General features: G+C 51.4%; 16 protein-coding genes. 6 read left to right on the top strand and 10 right to left on the bottom strand.

Features of this window, described 5'->3' with window-relative positions; all coding sequences use genetic code 11:
• Positions 1–465: 465 nt before the first annotated feature.
• Positions 466–2,772, bottom strand: a complete 2,307-nt coding sequence (locus tag FD28_RS02305) for a glycoside hydrolase family 31 protein (protein WP_057732181.1) — start codon at positions 2,770–2,772, stop codon at positions 466–468.
• 31 nt (positions 2,773–2,803) lie between these two features.
• Positions 2,804–4,228, bottom strand: coding sequence for an SLC45 family MFS transporter (locus FD28_RS02300; protein ID WP_057732179.1), 1,425 nt, complete (start codon positions 4,226–4,228; stop codon positions 2,804–2,806).
• Between the two features lie 243 nt (positions 4,229–4,471).
• On the opposite strand from FD28_RS02300, the gene FD28_RS02295 reads away from it, so the two are divergent.
• Positions 4,472–5,446 (top strand): LacI family DNA-binding transcriptional regulator, encoded by a 975-nt coding sequence (locus FD28_RS02295; RefSeq protein ID WP_057732177.1) that lies wholly within the window; start codon positions 4,472–4,474, stop codon positions 5,444–5,446.
• A 329-nt stretch (positions 5,447–5,775) separates the two neighbouring features.
• On the opposite strand, the gene FD28_RS02290 is transcribed toward FD28_RS02295, so the two are convergent.
• Genes FD28_RS02290 through FD28_RS02280 form a run of 3 tightly spaced genes read right to left on the bottom strand, consistent with a single transcriptional unit; the run spans position 5,776 to position 6,857 of the window.
• Positions 5,776–6,336: a Dps family protein gene (locus FD28_RS02290; protein ID WP_057732174.1), complete on the bottom strand. Its 561-nt coding sequence runs from the start codon at positions 6,334–6,336 to the stop codon at positions 5,776–5,778.
• A gap of 36 nt (positions 6,337–6,372) precedes the next feature.
• The gene (locus FD28_RS02285) at positions 6,373–6,600 is read right to left on the bottom strand and encodes a heavy-metal-associated domain-containing protein (protein WP_057732172.1); all 228 of its coding nucleotides are present in this window, start codon (positions 6,598–6,600) and stop codon (positions 6,373–6,375) included.
• Positions 6,601–6,629: 29 nt separating this feature from the next.
• Positions 6,630–6,857, bottom strand: a complete 228-nt coding sequence (locus tag FD28_RS02280) for a heavy-metal-associated domain-containing protein (RefSeq protein ID WP_057732170.1) — start codon at positions 6,855–6,857, stop codon at positions 6,630–6,632.
• Between the two features lie 240 nt (positions 6,858–7,097).
• Between FD28_RS02280 and FD28_RS02275 the strand changes: the two genes are divergently transcribed.
• Positions 7,098–8,261 (top strand): MDR family MFS transporter, encoded by a 1,164-nt coding sequence (locus FD28_RS02275; protein ID WP_057732169.1) that lies wholly within the window; start codon positions 7,098–7,100, stop codon positions 8,259–8,261.
• A gap of 234 nt (positions 8,262–8,495) precedes the next feature.
• On the top strand, positions 8,496–9,695 hold the full coding sequence (locus FD28_RS02270; protein WP_057732167.1) for an AAA family ATPase: 1,200 nt from the start codon (positions 8,496–8,498) through the stop codon (positions 9,693–9,695).
• A 93-nt stretch (positions 9,696–9,788) separates the two neighbouring features.
• Here FD28_RS02270 and FD28_RS02265 read toward each other — a convergent pair whose 3' ends face one another.
• Together FD28_RS02265 and nrdI are read right to left on the bottom strand one after the other, a co-directional pair.
• Positions 9,789–10,538: an NADPH-dependent oxidoreductase gene (locus FD28_RS02265; RefSeq protein WP_057732165.1), complete on the bottom strand. Its 750-nt coding sequence runs from the start codon at positions 10,536–10,538 to the stop codon at positions 9,789–9,791.
• The gene (gene nrdI, locus FD28_RS02260; RefSeq protein ID WP_057732163.1) at positions 10,535–11,005 is read right to left on the bottom strand and encodes a class Ib ribonucleoside-diphosphate reductase assembly flavoprotein NrdI; all 471 of its coding nucleotides are present in this window, start codon (positions 11,003–11,005) and stop codon (positions 10,535–10,537) included. Before nrdI ends, FD28_RS02265 begins: the two co-directional genes overlap by 4 nt.
• A gap of 366 nt (positions 11,006–11,371) precedes the next feature.
• On the opposite strand from nrdI, the gene FD28_RS02255 reads away from it, so the two are divergent.
• Both FD28_RS02255 and FD28_RS02250 read left to right on the top strand, forming a co-directional pair.
• On the top strand, positions 11,372–12,883 hold the full coding sequence (locus tag FD28_RS02255) for an ABC-F family ATP-binding cassette domain-containing protein (protein ID WP_057732161.1): 1,512 nt from the start codon (positions 11,372–11,374) through the stop codon (positions 12,881–12,883).
• Between the two features lie 137 nt (positions 12,884–13,020).
• Positions 13,021–14,454, top strand: coding sequence for a DHA2 family efflux MFS transporter permease subunit (locus tag FD28_RS02250; RefSeq protein ID WP_057732160.1), 1,434 nt, complete (start codon positions 13,021–13,023; stop codon positions 14,452–14,454).
• A gap of 118 nt (positions 14,455–14,572) precedes the next feature.
• Here FD28_RS02250 and FD28_RS02245 read toward each other — a convergent pair whose 3' ends face one another.
• Complete coding sequence (locus FD28_RS02245) at positions 14,573–15,937, bottom strand: MATE family efflux transporter (protein WP_268888926.1); 1,365 nt, start codon at positions 15,935–15,937, stop codon at positions 14,573–14,575.
• 174 nt (positions 15,938–16,111) lie between these two features.
• Positions 16,112–17,035 carry an AEC family transporter gene (locus FD28_RS02240; protein WP_057732156.1) on the bottom strand — a complete coding sequence of 308 codons (924 nt, stop codon included), beginning with the start codon at positions 17,033–17,035 and terminating at the stop codon, positions 16,112–16,114.
• 130 nt (positions 17,036–17,165) lie between these two features.
• On the opposite strand from FD28_RS02240, the gene FD28_RS02235 reads away from it, so the two are divergent.
• Positions 17,166–17,345: a hypothetical protein gene (locus tag FD28_RS02235; protein WP_057732154.1), complete on the top strand. Its 180-nt coding sequence runs from the start codon at positions 17,166–17,168 to the stop codon at positions 17,343–17,345.
• A gap of 41 nt (positions 17,346–17,386) precedes the next feature.
• Here FD28_RS02235 and FD28_RS02230 read toward each other — a convergent pair whose 3' ends face one another.
• Complete coding sequence (locus tag FD28_RS02230) at positions 17,387–18,766, bottom strand: hemolysin family protein (protein WP_057732151.1); 1,380 nt, start codon at positions 18,764–18,766, stop codon at positions 17,387–17,389.
• Positions 18,767–18,823: the final 57 nt, after the last annotated feature.

The raw sequence follows: 18,823 nt of genomic DNA, 5'->3' as shown, positions 1-18,823 counted from the left end.
AAGATCGCTTACTGACTAAGTAGAACGACGCGCCTGAGCCCATATCTGCCGACCTCTCGGCTTACATGGTGCTCTCGGACGACTCTGAGAATCACTATAACAGTCGTTATCAGTTGGACTCCTAAATGTCAGGTAGTCGTAACTTACAACTATCGTCATGACAAAACGCAATCAGAGCCGGAGGAGGCCAGGGATGTAGCCGGCCGTGAAGGTGGTGTTGGCTGGCGATTTTTCAGCCAGCTTACAGCACGGGCGACTTTGGAGACACGTGATTTTCGTGGCTCCAAATCGAGCGAGAAGACTGGTGTTTCTCCAGGCTGAAGCGTCCCCACAGCAGGTGGAATCCCTGGCAGCCGTAGTGCGCACAATTTAGACGAATTTAATGGCGTGAATACTCGCTGATATTGGGATATGGTAGGTATTTTATCTTTCAAATTTTAGTTAGTTTGCGGATACATCGTGACGTTAAGCCCGGTAGCCATCACTGGCCGCATCGTAGGTCAACGTGACCGCACTGTCTGGCAGATCGATCGTAATCGTCTGGTAGGCGGGCGCAAAGCCGTGGTGCCCGAGCTTGACCGCTACCTGACCATCTTTAACCGAAATGTCGTAACGGTTATATTCACCGTTTTGGTAGTTAAAGTCGAGACCGTCATCTTGGTAGTGTTCGTAGGTGCCGGCGTCGCCAAAGAGCTTGAAGGTCATGGCCGTATCGGGTTCTTCACTGATATGGTCGACCTCGGCCCCCCAAGGGAGAATGGTGTCGCGCTTGATGAACAGTGGCAGCTTGTCCAGTGGCGCATCGGCGACGATGTCTTGGTTACCATCGTATTCACGGTTGTTCCAGAAGTCGACCCACTTGCCGGCTGGCAGGTAGACCAACCGCTTCGTCTGGGACTTTTGAACGACTGGAGCGACCAGCACGGCGTCACCCACCATGTATTCGTCGTTTAAGTCGCGAACTCGGGGATCATCGTCGTAGTTCAAGACCAGAGGCCGCATGATTGGCAAGCCGTTCTGACTTTCCTGCGCGAAGAGATCGTACAGGTAGGGGATGAAGCGGTAGCGGAGCTTGAGGTACTTGCGGTAAATCGACAGGGTTGGTTCACCGAAGGCCCACGGTTCCTGGCGCCGGGTACCCATGGCCGCGTGATTCCGCAGGAGAGGACTGAAGATGGCGGCTTCAATCCAACGGGTTAACAACTCCGCGTTGGAATCGGAAGCAAAGCCCCCGATGTCGGTCCCGACAAAGCTGAAGCCACTCAAGCCCAGGCTGCACAGTTGAGGAATCATCATCTGAATGTGAGGCCAGATGCTGCGGTTATCGCCGGTCCATACGGTGGAATATTTCTGAGTGCCGGCGTAAGCTGCTCGGGTGATGACGTATGGGCGCCGACCCTGTTGCTGCTTCAATCCATTATAAGTGGCCTTGGCCATGTTGTGGCCGTAAACGTTGTGCATTTTAGCATGTGTCGACGGGGTATCTTGATCGCTGAAGACCACGTCGTCTGGGATCTCGCCCTCAAACGTTGCGGGTTCATTCATATCATTCCAGACACCGCCAACGCCCATATCCGTTAAGAATTGATTGTTCGTGGCCCACCACTTGCGGACTTCGGGACGACCAAAGTCAGGGAAGGCGGAGTCGCCGGGCCAAACCTTGTTGATGTAAACCTTGTTATCAGGCGTCTTCACGAAGTAATTGTGCTTCACGCCTTCCGCGTAGGTCGCGTAGTTGGGGTCCTTTTTAACACCGGGATCGATAATCGGAATGACCTTGATCCCCCGTTGCTTTAATTTGGCAACGAAGGCCTTAGGGTCACCTTCGAATTTCGTCTTATCCCAGGTGAAGACCCGGTAGCCGTCCATGTAATCGACATCAAAGTGAATGGCATCGCAAGGCAGGTCGTACTTCTTCAGACCATCCGCGATGGCTTGAACCTCGGCCTGACTGGCACTGTAACCCCACCGGGATTGTTGGTAACCCAAGGTCCACTTTTGAGGTAAAGGCACGCGACCCGTTAGGTAGGTATAGTTGGTGATAACGTCCTTCAACGTTTGACCGCCGATGATGTAGTAATCCAGGTTCCCCTGAACGGCGGAGTAGAAGTAGTAGTGGGGATCTTCCTTTCCCATATCGAAGTGACTCTTGTAGGTGTTGTCAAAGAACAGGCCGTAAGGGTGACCGTTCTTCAATCCCAACATGACGGGAATGGACTTGTAGAGGTTCGGGAAGTTTTCCAGTTGTGGGGCTGGATTGTCCACGTTCCAGTTGTCGTATTCAAAACCCCGCTTGTCGAGGTAGCCCGTCTTATCACCCAGCCCATAGAGGTGTTCGTCGGGAGCGAGAGTCTTAATGACCTCGTAGTAGCCCGTATCGGACTTGACCGTGGACTTGGTGACGCTGTGTCCTTCGGCTTCGACTAAACGTTCGTGAACCTTATCGATACCCTTATCCAGTAGCTGGCGTTCGCCACGATAGTCAGTAACCAGGGCGTTGCCTTGGGCATCGTAGGCGTCAATGTGGCGGTCAGCATCTAATTTTAGCGTCAAAGCACTGGTCTTTAATTCGTAGTGATCGCCGGCGTCGGTTAGGGTGTAGTCGGTTGGTTGTTCCTTATTGCCTTCAATGGCATAGGATTGACCATCGTCGCCGCGGTTCTCAAAGACCCGGACGATGGTGGGGGTCAACACCGTGAGTTGGAGACGGTGTTGCGGGTAGTCAAAGGTGACGGTTTGTTTGGTTTGCGTATAGTTTGGTAATGTTGTCATACAAATTCTCTCCTCAATAAGCTGTTAAAAACTACTGTGCATCTTCAGACAAATCCTGTTGGGGCTTATCTTGCTTCAAAACGCTAATGGCGATAACCGCAATCAGCATGGAGACCCCGGCAACTAGCATCATGCCGGGCATGGACTTGCCGACCAAGCGGAAGACCAGGAAACTGGCCACGGACGCGATGATTTGAGGTAAGCAGATCGTCCCGTTGAAGATCCCAATGTAAGAACCTTCGTTAGATCCATTTAAGGATGATGTGAAGATGTTGAAGGGTTCAACGTGAACCGTGAAGAAGCCGATCCCGATTAAGCAGAATGGCAAAATCAAGAGATATTGATTGTGAATGAAGAAGACCCAGATTAACCCAATCGCAAAGCAGGTAATCCCGAAACGGTACCAGAATTTCCGCTTGTAAGGGTTCGTGTGCGATAAGATCAAGAAGCCGTAGAGAACAGCGGCCATGGATTGAATGAACGTGAGAATCCCGTACCAGTTCCCCGCGGCTTGATAGCCGGCGGAAGTGGCGTTCGTCGTGTTCCAGACGTTTTGGGCAATGGCCCCCGTGGTGTAAGTCCACATGTATTGAATCCCAATCCAGGCAAACATTTGAACCAAGGCCACTTCCCACAAAGCCTTAGGGGCTTCCTTGATCAGCTGCCAGATACTCTTATGATTTTTGTGAGCCTGGGGATCGATCTGGTGATACTCGGCATAGGTCTCTGGATCGTATTCCTTAACGGAGTGGATCGTGTAGGCGGAGATCCCTAACAGAATGGCAGCGCCGATGTAGAAGGCTAACCGAACGGACATTGGGACGACACCCTTTTTGGCGGTATTGGCCACGCCAAAGAAGGTTAAGACGAAGGGCAGTAAGGTGGCAAGCACCCCGCCTAAGTTACTGAAGGCTTGTTGCCAAGACCACGCTTTATCCTTTTGTTTTTCGTTGACCATGTCCCCGATAATCATGCGGAAGGGTTGCATGCAGACGTTACTGGACAAGTCCATTAACAGAATGGCAATCGCACCGAATAACAGGGCGGCCAGTGAGGCGTACCCGAAGCCAAATGATCCGGCGTTTGGGAGAAGAATCATGACCAACGCCGCGATGGGGGCACTGAACAGTAGGTACGGCATCCGCCGACCAAAGCGTGGTGACCAAGTCCGGTCGGAATATTTACCGACGAGTGGTTGGACGATCAGCCCGGCTAGTGGGGGTAAAATGAAGAAGAGACCCAGGTTAGTCGGGTCGGCCCCGATGGTTTGGAAGATCCGACTCATTTGCGATGATTGCAGTGAGAAAGCCATGTTAACCCCACAAAAACCAAATGTGATGGCGAATAAGGTTTTCAATGGTAAATTCGGCAGGGAGTTTGAGATCCGTGCCGTTTTCTTGGTGGCAGCTCCAGTCGGTTTAACGGCTCCAGCTGCGTGCGCTGTTGGTTGATTCATGGTGTTCCATCCCCTTGATTAAATTAAATCCTTAATACCTTTCAACGACTACATCCTATCACTTTGCGTAAACGTTTACAATGCCTATATAGCAACAAGTTAAACGTTTGCGTATTTTACTGGGAAATTGCGCGAATTAAGGCTATAATTAAGACAGCATTCAGCGGATGAACGTGGTTAGGATCACCGTCGGGAATCGCGAAGGGACTAACCGCGAAAAAAGAAAGTAAGGTGGGCATCGTCATGAAACCAACTATTAAGGATATTGCAGCCGAATCGGGGGTCTCGATTGCCACCGTCTCACGGGTTCTGGCCAATAAGACCGGCTCGTATAGTGAAAAAACGGCCGCCAAGATTCTCAAGATCGCCAAGGAACTGGGTTATCGCAAGAATTCGGCGGCTGTCGATCTCGTTAAGAAGCGGTCCAACGTGATTGCCCTGATTATCAACGCCACCCCCACCAACTTTTCCACACAGATCATTGATGGGATTCAGCAGCGGGCGGGGGAGCTCGGGCAGGGCGTGATTATTTTATATGCCGGGGATCGGGACAATACCCTACAGCATCAAGCGATTATTACGGCATTGGAACGGTCCGTGTCCGGTATCCTACTAGCGGCGATCGAGCCCGATGCGGAGGATCTTACCCTATTAAAGGCCTCACGGATTCCCTTCTGTTTTGTCTCGCTTTACTTGGGAACGGCGGACATTTTGGCCGTCAGCTCAGACAATCGGGACCTGGCCTACCAAGCGACGCAGTATCTCATTGACCGGGGCCACTCGCGCATTAGCCTGGTCGGCATTGACAACTACCATACGGGGAGCCAGCGACAAGCGGGTTACCGGGACGCCATGGCGGCCAATCGACTGGCAACGCCGGCCATCTTGCCGGGTGACTATAGCTTTGCGGCGGGGGAACGGCTCCTGCAGCAGGTCCAGGCACAGCACGTGACCGCTGTGATTGCGGCCAGTGATATGGTGGCCGCGGGGCTCCTGACCGCGGCACACCAACGGGGCGTTCGGGTGCCGGAAGACCTATCAATCATGAGCATTGATGGGACCATCATTTGCCAGATCACCACGCCAGCTTTAACCAGCATGACGCAAGACTTCTACCGGATTGGCAGCCAGAGTGTTAACAAGGTCATGGGTCAGCCGGCAGAAGACTTTGTCCCGGTTGAGATCACGGAGCGGGCCAGTGTGGCGCGGGTGCATTAGACTTTTAGGCTAAGAGGTGAAAATTCCAAAGTACGGACTAGGCTTGTTCTCGCAACATCAGTAGGAAACAAACTGGGCAACCTAGTGATCCCTTCGCCTTATTGGTCGGCAGATAGGGACTGGAACGACGCGCCTGAGCCTACAGCAGGCGGAATCCCTGGCAACCGGAGCGCGTACTTTAGACTAGTTTTATGTAAGAAAGGCGTTCAAAGATGAAACACGGAACGCTTTCATGAAAAAAATATTTATGCAAAAAGACTGATAATTCAAGCCAAAAGAGCCGTGGTGCCACCTCGCAGTGTGGCATCACGGCTCTTTTCGTTTAAGCGTTAATCTTCGTCGTCATCGTCCTCTTCATCCAGACCGTCGCGGGCATCGTTGCCCAGCACGGCTTGGAGTTCACGGATGATGTGGTTGTTGGTTCCACGCAGGGTGGTGAGGAAGCTTGCCAAGGCGGGCCGCTCTTCCTTTTCGGCGAGCTTGATGGCCCGGTCGATGAAGAGGTTGTGGGTATCTGCGTCGTGAACCAGCTCACTGACTTGTTCTTCGGCGGTCAGGTACTTCTTGGCGCCACTTTCCTGGAGCATGTTGTAGTCATGGAACTCCTTGGTGGTGGTTGAAACGATTTCGCCTTCGTCTAGCAGCAATTCACCCAGTGCATCGAATTGCTGGCGGTAAGTGTTGATGTAAGTGCTGAGTAATTGGCGAACGCTCAGGGCGAGTGGCCCCTTGACCGACCACCGAACCTGGTGGAATTTCACAATCGAGATGTGCAGGTTAGACAGGATGTGATTGGTCATGGCCCCCGCCGTTGGGACGTGGTGATCATGTTCAGTCTGGGCTTGTTCAGCAGCGTAGCGGTCTTCAACAGTCATTGTGGTTGTCGTCATTGGGATAAACTTCCTTTCAAATGTGGGGGAATGGGATTAGAGGGCTTTGACTTTGGCACTTTGAACGACGTAGCCGAGGTCGGTTACGGTGTCGGCCAGGCTTTCAGCGGTGACTTGGCTGTCATCGAATTCGGCCTTGATCTTGCTGGCGTTGAAGAGGACCTTGACGTTTTCTACGCCGTCCTTCTTACTGAGGGCGCCCTCAATCTTGGTCATGCAAGAGGGGCAGGTTAGGGCATCTAATTTCATGGTAACTTTACTCATATTAACAACCTCCTAGTGGTTTGTTTTAACTAAAGTGGTTTTACTTTACGGCTCTGTACGGCGTAGCCTAAATCGGTGACGACGTTGGCTAAATCCTCGGCGGAAACGGCACTGTCGTCGAATTCGGCTTTGACCTTGCTGGCATTGAAGAGGACTTTGACGTTGGTGACACCCGTCTTCTTACTGAGGGCACCCTCGATCTTGGTCATGCAAGAGGGACAGGTCAGATCGTCTAATTTCATCGTGATTTTACTCATATTAACAGCCTCCTTCGACTTATTTCGTTTGCCTTGATGACATAACTTAGTATACGGGCGGCGGGAGAATAAAAACTTGACTCAGATCAAGTTGCGCCATCTTTTTTAAAATATACACAAATTGAATAAACTTTAAAATCAAAAGCGTATTTTATCGGGGACCATCAGGCGGGGTTGTTTTCTTTCGGTATAAAATATGCGACAATGAGTAGCAGAATTTAAACAAGTGAGGTACCTTAAATGTGGAAAAGCAACAAGGAAGTCAGTCTGGTGGGGATTCTTTCAGCAACGCTCCTGCTTAATGCCGCTGCTGCGTGTATGTGGCCGCTGACAACGGTGTACATGCACAATCAGCTCCATCAAACGTTGACACTAGCGGGGATTGCCCTATTGGGAATGTCCCTGTGTATGATTTTAGGAAATTGGCTAGGTGGGTGGCTGTTTGACAACTGGTCACCGTTTAAATCGGCTATCGTGGGTACGTTGTGTTCCTTTATCCCGATGCTGATTCTGATCTTCTTCCATGGCTGGCCAATTTTCGGCATTATGCTGTTATTTATTGGTTTGGGTGACGGGATTGTCATGACCGTTGTGAATTCCTTTGCGGCCAACGTGACGTCGATTGGTAGCCGCCGCGTCTTTAATTACTTATATATCGGAATGAACCTGGGGGTTGTCGTGGGGACGCTGATGGTCGGCTACCTCATGAAACACGGGGTCCAACTGGTCTTTATCGCGGCTAGTATCTGTTACACGGCACTGCTGCTGATTATTCTGGCAGATTTCCGGATGAAGATTACCACCAAGACGCAACACCATCAGCAAAAGGCCGCCAAACCCGCACAGCTTGATCTGATTGGGCTGATTGCCTTCATGGTCTTCTGTCTTTACATGAGCTACACGCTGTGGGAAAGTGTCATTTCTGTTCACATGACCAATCTGGGTATTTCCTTTGAACACTACAGCCTGCTGTGGACCCTAAATGGCTTGATGATCGTATTTGGCCAACCCATTGCCAACCGATTGGGCGAATACTTCAAGATGAGTTCACAGATTGCGGTGGGGTCGCTGATCTTTATCCTGTCATTCTTGATCCTGGTCTTTGCGAAGACCTATGCGGTGTTCGTCGTGACCATGATCATCCTGACCATTGGGGAAATGATTGGGTTCCCAGGGATTCCTGCGTGGATCGATAAACTCGCCGGGGACAATGATAAGGGGAAATTCCAAGGCATTTACAACATGGCGATCTCGCTGGGCCGGGCCATTGGCCCACTCTATGGGGGCTTGTTGATTGAATATGGCAGTTACCGGGACCTGTTCGGGTCGGTGACATTCATTATGCTGTTGGCGCTGGCCGCCGTCATGGTCCGCAACCGCATGAATCAGTCGCGGTTAAAGTAAACGATCATCTATAGGTAAATCATTAAGGGAGCGGCTTTCTTTAGAAGGTCGCTCTTTTTGTGCCCAAATAAAGTGGTTCATCAACTAATAATCGGGTTAGACGATCTGCCTTGATCTGATAGGGAAGCAACCGCTTTTATAATCTATTTAATAGCGGATTTGGCGGAACGGAGTGAAAGTGATTGCTTCTATTTCCAACTGGCGTAATATGCAAGAAAAAGGGGAGGTTGTGCCATGCTAATTGACTTCACGCTAACCAATTTTCGGTCGTATAAAGAGGCGGCGACACTTTCATTGGAGGCCGGTGGTGGTGTTCGACAGTGGCAACACGAGAACACGGTTTCGGTGACCGATACGCTCAGCGTCTTAAAGTGCGCCGCCATTTTCGGTGCCAATGGTGCGGGGAAGAGCGCGGTTTTGGCCGGGTTAGAACGGATGCGCCAGATGGTGACGGGACCGACTGAGCAGATTACGGATAGCCTTCCTTATGAACCGTTCCAATTTGACCAAGCGTCCGCTGGCAAATGCACGACATTCATGGTGAATTTTGACCGTGACGGCCACCAGTATCGTTATGCCTTCAGTTACACAGCGACACGGGTGGTGGATGAGATGCTGAGTGTGGCGGTGGGCGATGACTATGATGTGTTGTTTGCACGTGAAAAGGGCGTCCTCACCGTGATTCCCGAGGGCCTCGTGACGGCGGCACAGCGGGTTCGTCCCAACGCACTCATGCTGTACGCGTTTCAAAACTGGAACTATCAGCCAGCGATTACCGTCTTTGAATGGTTTAGCCAGGACCTGGTCATCCTAAATGATCATCCCACGGAAGCGGGCCTCGATGACGACTGGGTACGCAGTCAGCTAGCGCAGTTCCTGCACGCGGTCGGGAGCGAGGTGGCCGGCACTTCACAGCGTCAGGTTGCCATTCAGTTCCTGGATGGGTCCGCGTTTACGCGCCCGGACTTGTACTTGGTTTATGAAAAATACGATGAAGAGGGCGCTGTGGTGGGGCGAGAAGAACTCCCGCTGACCAGTGTGTCCACGGGGATGCGACAACTCGTTGTGCTGGGCTTAGCGTTGATTATGGCGCAATATGCGGCGCACCCCCAAACCATTCTGACGGATGAACGCTTGGCCGCGATTCATCCAACAGCCTTGGCAGCACTGTTAGTCTTGTTTAATTCGCCTGCCAATGAGAGTCAGATTGTGATGACGACGAATCAACCCATGCTGATGAGTCAGCACTTGCGGGTCGATCAGGTCTATTTGGCCGAGAAGAATTATCGTGGGGAGAGTCAGTTGGTCTCATTATTTGATTTTGAAGACGTGGCCACAACGGGGTGGTTACAGGACTACTTGGACGGTCGCTTCGGGGCAATGCCCAGCGTTAAAGCGGCCGATTTGTTGGCGGCCTTTGATTCTAATCAGTAGAAGCGGACGCCAGTCGGGTTTAAGTAGCAGTGATGATGGCCGTTTGGCGATCACAAAAGGCCGAGACAATTGTCTCGACCGCCACTATGATTCTTATTTTTGAAGAAAGCCTTGGTACTCCAGCGCCTGATTCAGTTTGGCCCGTTGTTGAGGATCACGGGCGAGCTCGGTTGCGATGTGGTGGGAGAAAGTTTCCTCCCGCTGCTGCTTCCCCCGCGACTGGTAGTAGTCGGTGATGACTTGGTTGTAGGCGGCGAGCGTTGGGTCGTCCGCAACTAGGGGCTGATAGTCGTTGGTGAAATGCATCAGGGATTGGGGCATCCGTGGCTTTTGCTCGGGTTCCTCGGCCGGATGACCAACGGCTAGGCCGAACACTGGAAACGTGAGCTCTGGCAGGTGGAACAGATCGATTAACTGTGGGGCGTCGTTCAGGACGCTACCCATGATGGTGCTGCCCAGTCCCAGGCTCTCGCCGGCCACCACCATGGCCTCCACGGCGATGCTGGCGTCAAAGATGCCGGCTAAGAATTTATCCGTGCTGTGTAGATTGGCGATGGCCCTGGGAGTCGCCGTAATGAGTTGCGAATTGCGGTATTGATCCGCTAGAAACAGGAAGAAATGGCCCGCATCTTCCAACCAGTGGTGACCGGTAATGTTTCCCAGCGTCGCTAGTTTTTGGGGATCGGTGACACTGATGATGCTGTATTGTTGGGAAAAGGTACTGGTCGGCGTGTGTTGCGCCGCGTCGACCAGCGTAGTAACTTCTTCGGCCGTGAGTTTCTCATCGGTAAAATGGCGAATGCTGCGATGATTCAGCAGGGTGGTTAGGGTTGGATTCATCATGCTGGGGTCACTTCTTTCATCCGTGCGACTAGGGCATCGTAAACCCGTTTTTCGTCGCGGGGAACCCCACGTAATTCATAGTTGGCGATGAATGGTGCACTGAATTTCTCGGCATAGCGCTTGGCAGTTAAACAGTATTGTTCGTTAAAGTTACGATTGCCACTGCCGACCACGCCAATGAGGTGGTTAGCGTTATCACCATAAGCAATGTATTCGCCAAGCACATTGGTCATCAGCTCCTTGACGCCGTTGTCGATGCCGTTGCCACCATCCAGGTAGGTGGGAACAAAACAGAAGTAAGGGGTCGTTTCGGCCACGAAGTCACTGGCTTCACTGATCTCGTTGGCTACGATTTCGGGTGCGTTGGCGTCTTGGGCGTGTTGCTTAGCAGCGTAGGCGGTTAAATTTTCAACGAAGTTGCGGGTGTTACCCTCAATGGAAATGAATAAGATACGTAATGGTTGCATGAATTTTCCCTCCGATTTCGGTCGTGAACTTACCCCTAGTGTACTCGGATTCTAGCCGGAATGCTCTTAAGTTTTGGCCGCCATTTCCGGCGAATTGCCGGGGTCACTTGTCAAAGACGCAGCGATATGCTATTCTAGTCCTACTTTAAGAAAGAACGAGGTATTCAGCCGATGCGTAACTAATCACTCTCAAATGTTTGTCAGCTTCATCACCGTTAAGGGGTGGAGTGGGCCTGCAATTGGGATTGATGGTTACGCCGACTGAATTGCCAAATGCAATCAGTGGGCGCCATTTCCATATGGGAGATGCGGCCACTTTTTATTTTGCCAGCCATCGATCCCTGCTTTCAAAAGGGGGACGACTTTTTGACACAGATTAACTTAAATAAATTAACGAAAACCGTAGCGGGTGAACCGCTATTTACGATTGACCAATTAACCGCACATACTGGCGAACGGATCGGCATTATTGGCGCCAATGGTACCGGGAAGACAACGTTAGCCCACATCATTGCGGGAACCGACACGGACTTTACGGGCCAGCGGACGGTGACGGCACCAGTAACCTTGGTGCCCCAGATTGCGCCAACTAATGGCCGTTCTGGTGGTCAAAGCATGTTGGACCGGGTGCGCCGGGCATTGGCACAACGCCCCGAAATTTTAATTTTAGATGAACCTTCAGCTAACTTAGATGACGACCATCAGCAGTGGCTGATTGGGCAGCTGCAACACTTTAAAGGGCTACTCATCATGATCTCCCATGACCGGGAACTGCTAACGGCGGTTGCCACCCAGATCTGGTCGTTGGCCGATCACACGTACACGCAGTACAACGGAAACTTTGAGGACTTTGTCACCTTGCGTGATCAGCAGCGCCAGAATGATCGCGATCGTTACCAAAACGAACAGCGTGAACGGCGAACCCTGAAACAGGCGATTCAGGCACGCCACGAGAAGGCCGACCGGATTCGTAAGGGGAGCCGCAGTATGAGTGAGGCCGAACGCGCAAATTCGAAGAGTACGCGTGAGCAAAACGCGGCCAAGATGGAGCGGGGCGCCCGGGCGCTTAAAGATCGGATGAATCGTCAGACGGTGGCGGTTAAACCCCACGAGACCTCGGCCCTCAAGCTGGTGGCAACGGATTTACCACGAGTGACTGGGAAATATTTAATCACCATCACGGACCTGCATCTTCAACGGGGCAAGCACGATCTGCTCGACCACGTGCAGTTGCGGGTAAAACCGGGAGAACGCGTGGCCTTGGCTGGCCCTAATGGGAGTGGCAAGTCCACTCTGATTGAAGCCATTTTGAGCCATCAGGACGGGACCCGACTCGCGCCCAGCGCGCGGGTGGGCTACTTCCATCAGGACATGACGGAACTTCCTCACGATCAGACCGTGTGGCAGGTCATCAGCCGTGCTTCTGCCTTGGATGATAACCGCACGCGGCAGATCATGGGGGCGTTTGGGCTCAAAGCGATCTTCTATGACCGTTTAATTGGTGAGCTCAGTGGGGGCGAACAGGTTAAGGTGCAGCTCCTGACCATTTTAGTCAGTGCCAGCAACCTGCTGATCCTGGATGAACCCACTAACTACTTGGATCTGCCGGCTCTGCAAGCCTTGGAAGACTTCTTGGTGGGTTATCCGGGAACGGTGTTATTCGTTGCCCATGACCAGACCTTCCGACAAAAGGTGGCCACGCGCGTCTTAGAACTGACGGACCAGCGCTTGATTGATCCAGACAAGACGGCGAAGAGCACGCCAGCGACGGATCTGCCACGGTTACAGTTCGAATACGACCAATTAATGATGGCGCCGGACCTGGATACAAAACGGTTACAGGAAATTCGGAAGCAGATTGCGGCCCTCAAAAAGTAGACAATACTAATGGAACGGTAAGAATTTGGATGTGGAACCGTTTACTTCTAATTTTTAGTTAACTTTTGCTTACGAAGACTGTTTTTTTCTGGTAGAGTAATCCATTGTGTTTGAAATGAAAGTGAGTGTGAAAACAAATGGATTCAGTACAAAGTAGCCAGACCAATGTGGCTAAAAAAGCGCGTGTACAAGTTGCACATCCCATGCTAGCCATGATGGGAATGCTCATCGGGGGCTTTGTTGGGATGTTCTCAGAAACATCTCTAAATATTGCTTTACCACAATTAATGGCGCAATTGGGCGTAACGACCGCCACAGTACAGTGGCTGGTCACGGGATATATGCTGATGGTGGGGATTGTCCTACCACTCTCAAGTATTATTACAAAATGGTTTACGACGCGGCAGGTCATTCTGTTCGCGTTGGTTGATTTTACGGTAGGTGCGGTGATTTCAGCCGTTGCACCGGGTTTCGGTATCTTACTGGTCGGTCGGATGATCCAAGGGATTGCGACCGGTCTTATCCTGCCACTGATGTTTACGGTGGCCATGCAGATCTTCCCACCTTATAAGTTGGGCGCTGCCATGGGGATGGTTGGTTTAGTCATCATGTTTGCCCCCGCTGTGGGGCCTACCCTGGCTGGGATCGTACTGGGAGTTGCTTCCTGGCGTTGGATCTTCTGGCTATTCGTGCCATTCTTAGTGATCGCCTTTATCTTTGCCGTGACGTCACTGAAAAACATTGCAGAAGTCTCTCGGCCAAAGGTTGATTTTCTATCAATCCTATTGTCCACGGTCGGCTTCGGTAGCCTGGTTGTGGGTGTCAGTCTAGCGAGTGATCGTGGATGGGGTTCAGCAGCAGTTCTGGCGGCTTTAGCGGTCGGAATTGTGGTGTTGGCCTGGTACACTCATCGTCAATTAACCATGCCTAAACCAATCCTGAACCTACGGGCGTTTGCCATTCCAGGTTTCCGGACTGGTGCGACCCTGGTGATGATTAACTTTGGGATTATTCTGTCGGCCATGTATCTGTTACCCATGTACATTCAAAAAGGCTTGTTGGTTCCCGTTGCCTTAACGGGGATCATCATGTTCCCTGGTGGTGTGATGAACGCCGTCGTCTCAGCTGTCGCTGGTCGGATGTACGACCACGTGGGGGCCCGGATGCCTGCTCGGATTGGGTTCATTATCTCCATGGTTGGGGCCTTAATGTTGGCCTTTACCAGCACGCACAGTGCCATCTGGTATGTCATCATGGCACACATTATCCTGATGATTGGGGCACCGCTTGCGATGTCACCTTCACAGACGTATGGTTTGAACTCTCTGACGGGACCCATTGCGGCCGATGGGAGTGCCATCATGAACACCTTGCAACAGATTGTGGGTGCGATTGCGACGGCCATTGCCACCAGTCTGTTAGGGATTGGGCAAGCAGCCTACATGGCTACGGGTGCCAATCACGCCGCTGGTGCGTTCGTTAACGGGGCACATTACGGTTTCTTCTTCACCTTTGCCTTGGCCATTGTCGGCTTCTTACTGGCCTTACGGATTCCTAAAGCGGATCGGTAATTGTTCCATGTGAAACAGCAATATTATTAAAAGAGCTCGTAAATCGTTGCAGATTTACGAGCTCTTTTTGACTGCTTAGGGTTAAATCAATTATTCAAGATGGGACCAGCCATGCTAACTAGTCATCTAAGAAATTCTTCCGGCGAAAGACCCGAAAGACCATGAGGAGACAGTAGGCCAGGGCTAAGCCCCAAGCCAGAGGGTTGGCATAGGCAATGGCGGTGAAACCAAAGCCAGCAATGGACAGCCAACCAGCGGCGGTCCGACCGATCAACTCGCCCATGCCGGAGAAGATGGCGTAGAAGCTGTGGCCCCAACCTTGCAGGGTATTCCGGAAGATCATCAGGATACCGTGAACTGGGAAGTAACAACTGATAATGATGATATAGTAGTTGGCTTCGCGAATAATATCGGGGTGGCCGGGCCCAATGATGGCGGTAACCAGGGGTGTCTTTGCCAGATTAATGATTATGAAGGCTGCGGCGGAGTAGATGACCTGAATCCAGACCCCATCAATGATGCCGCGTTTCATGCGGCCGCGTTGCTTAGCCCCAAAGTTCTGCGCTTGGTAGGTGGCCATGGCCGCCCCGACGCTTTCCATCGGGAGCGTGAAGAGCTGGCGGATCTTTTCGGCAGCCGATTGGGCGGCGATGATACTGGTTCCCAACAGGTTGATGGCATCTTGCATCACGATGGCCCCAATGGCGGAAACGGAGTATTCGAACCCCATGGGGAGGCCAATCAGGTTCATTTTCTTAATTCGCGCCCAGTTCAGCGCCCAATCTTTATGTGTGAGGCCTAAGTGGAATTTGGGGAAGACAGTGAGATTTAACAAACCACCGATAAATTCGCTGATCACGGTGGCAATCGCTGCCCCGGCAATGCCCCAGTGGAAGACCAGAATGAAGATCAGGTCTAAGATGACGTTGACCACCAGTGAGGCTATCAAGAAATAGAGGGGATGAACAGCGTCACCAAAGGAACGGAGGGCATCAGCCGAGTAGTTAAAGAGAATGTTGGCCGGAATTCCTAAGAAGGAGATCGCCGTGAAGATGATGGTTAAATGGAGAATCTGGTTTGGCGTATGTAAAGCGGTCAATAACGTTGGGGTTAAGGCGACCATGAGCGGCGTTAAAATCACAGCTAGCGCGACACATAGCCACACGGCATTGGTTAAGTATTGGCGCACGGCGGTGTGGTTTTCCTCGCCGACGCTGTGAGAGAGGGGGATGCTAAAGCCGATACAGGTTCCTTGGACAAAGCCCATAATCAGGAAGCTGAGGGGATAGTAAGCCCCAATTGCGGCCACCGCGTCCACGCCGATGAGCCGGCCCACGATTAGAGTATCAATAAAATTATAAAGTTGCTGGAAGAGCGACCCACCAATCAGTGGCAGCGAGAACAGAATGATTTGTCTGATGGGTCGGCCTTCGGTTAGTTTTAAGGGTGCCATGAACTTCCTCCTAATTGATAACGTTTTCAATATCAACTAGTATACCAGTCAAGGCGCGTGTAAGGCACGTTCAAAAAGTCAAAATTGGAAAAAAGACCGGATTAAACAGAAAAAAGCGACCGGGACAGTTGTCCTGGCCGCTGTATCGAGTTGCACTTAGCCTGCTGACAGGTGAGTCCGATTAACGATGCCTTGATCCTCACTTTAGAGATTGCAGAGGGCAAAGACGATGGGAATCGTGACAACACTGAAGATGGTCGAGATACTCATGAGCGTGACGGCGGGGCTGGTGTCGCCGTGTGCCTTTAGTGTGAACAGCACGACGTTACCGGCAACGGGGCAAGCGGCCATTAACACGGTCGTATACAGGGGAATGCCACGGATACCAAAGGCCCGTAGAATCAGAATATCAATCACCGGGAAAAGCAGGTTACGAAAGAGTAAGGGCCACCATAACCGTTGATTTAGAGAAGAACGGTTGAATTTTACCGCCGCCAGACTGTTCCCGATGACAATCATGGACAGTGGGGTGTTAATGGAGCTGATGTAAGTGACGGTATGGTTGAGTAGAATCGGCAGGTGAAAGCCACTCACAAAGATCGCCAGTCCCACGACAATGGCGACGATGTTGGGGTTTAGCAGGATCTGGCGCCAGTTGATGGGGTCATTCTTTTCTCGTGGCGTAAATAAGGCGATTCCGTGCGTCCAACAGAAGATATTGAAGGCGGCCAGTGAAGCCACCGCGAAGAAGACCCCGGTATTACCGAAGAGGGCACTCGCCAAGGGGACGCCCATGAAGCCGGCATTGGAGTACACGGCGCCGAACCGCATGATGCGTTGGAGGTTGGGGTCGGCCACGCGTTTGAAGGCTAGGTTAGTGATCAGTACCATTAATCCATAGGTCAGGAGAATGCCGAACAGGACCAGTCCCAGACTCTGCAGGCGACTGGGAGAAAAGCGCTGCTCAAAGGCGTTAATAATCAGGCAGGGCGAGACGATGTAAAGCAAGATATTGGTGAGGTCGGTAGCGGTCTGACCGTGCATGAAACCGAGCTTATTAGTCAGCAGGCCGACACCCATCAGGAGGAACATTAGGATAATTTGATTCGTCAATTGCCCCATATCCAAGGCAGAAACTTCCTTTCCGTGAAATCATCTTTTTGAGTGAGCCGCGCGTTGAAAAAAGGCGGTTACGGGACGTGGTTTTTGATTTACAATGAGGATTAGTCAATCTATAGAAGTGGAGGAACCAATCATCATGCACTTAAACCGCCAATTTTACCGCTCTGTGCGCTTTTGGAGTGGGGTCGTGGTCATTGGGCTCATGTTGCCCAATGTCATCTCAGTTAGCCTAACCAGTGTCTTCTGGTGGGTGTCACTGGCCTGCCTAGTGGGTGGCGGAGGTTATCTGATTGCTGGCCTACTCACGCGCAAATAAAAGCCGTCACCCGTTGTGGGCGACGGCTTTTTGGTTTAGCTTCAATGTTGCTGATCATCATCGGTATCGGTATCGGTATCAGTAGTCGTAATCCGTTTTTGTGGCGAATTAACCGTGACTTCTAACCAATTGATAAATGAATTTTCGTAGTCCAGCACCTTCAAGTCGAAGTTCTTCAGATGAATGACATCGTTAACCTTGACGTTCGGGTAGTTATCAATGATAAACCCGGCCATCGTAACGGTTTCGGTGGTTTCAAAGCCTTTAATATCCGTATTAAAGTACCGTTCGAAATCGTAGGTAGTCATCTTCCCGTTGACTTGGAAAGTGCCATTGGGTTGTTTGAAGATGTATTGGTCGTTGGCGTCGTCGATTTCATCCCGGACGGTCCCAAAGAGTTCTTCGTAGATATCCTTATCCGTGATGATCCCGGAGGTTCCACCGTATTCATCAACCACGACCACGATTGGTGTCCGCTTCTTGATCATTTGTTGGAGCACTTCGGTAATTGGCGTCGTTTCGGGCGTGGTGGAGATGTCTCGAATCAACTTATCCACGCGCACCGAGGAGTCAACCTGCTGCTGGCGAATGAGGTCGTAGTTGTAGACGTAACCCAGGATCTTATCCTTGTCGCCATCGGCAACGACGGGCAAGCGGCTGAATCGTTCCTGTAAATAGACATTCAAGGCTTCCTTGACGTTGGAGGTGATGTCGATGACTTCCAACTGCGTCCGGTCGATCATGATGTCCTTAGCAACCTTGTCGTTCAACTCGAACGCCCGTTGCATATAAACTAAATCATTTTTTTCCAGTTCGCCACCCTCCACGGCACTCCGTGAAAGGTTGAGAATTTCGGCTTGAGAGAAGACTTCGTCACTTTCGTTCGCGACCTTTAAGCCCATCAACCGCACCACGCCGGAAGCACTGGTGTTGAGCAACCAGACGAACGGGTAGAACAGGATGTGGCAGTAGTGCAAAGGCGTGACGATGAGCATGAGAACCTTCATTGGCATATCAATGGAGATGTTCTTAGGCACGATTTCCGTGAAGACCACTTCTAGGTAGGTCAGTAACAGCACCCCGACGATCACACTAATGGTGTGGGTTGTCGCCGTGTTCAGGTGGGCTGGTGCCATGCCCTCCAAGAGGAGATCGACGAAGAATGATTCACCGATCCACCCTAAGATAATACCGGCTAGGGAAACCCCAACCTGCGTCGTTGATAAATATTCGTTTAAATTGGTGACCATTTTCATGGCCCGATTTAACTTGACTGACGGTTTGTCCAGCGCCTCGATCTTTTCTTCGAGGGCACTAGGCCGCGTCTGAACTAAAGCAAACTCACAAGCAACAAAGAAAGCTGCAAAGAAGAAGGTAATTAAAATAATAATTAGGTTCACAACTATCTGACCGCTATCCACACATCATTCCTCATTTCATTAATTCTATCCCTTTATTATAGCGCGTGTACGCGCCAT

The organism is Levilactobacillus hammesii DSM 16381, from assembly GCF_001434395.1.
GTDB lineage: Bacteria > Bacillota > Bacilli > Lactobacillales > Lactobacillaceae > Levilactobacillus > Levilactobacillus hammesii.
Note: the sequence above shows the minus strand (reverse complement) of the source record. Positions and strands in the feature narration are given on the sequence as shown.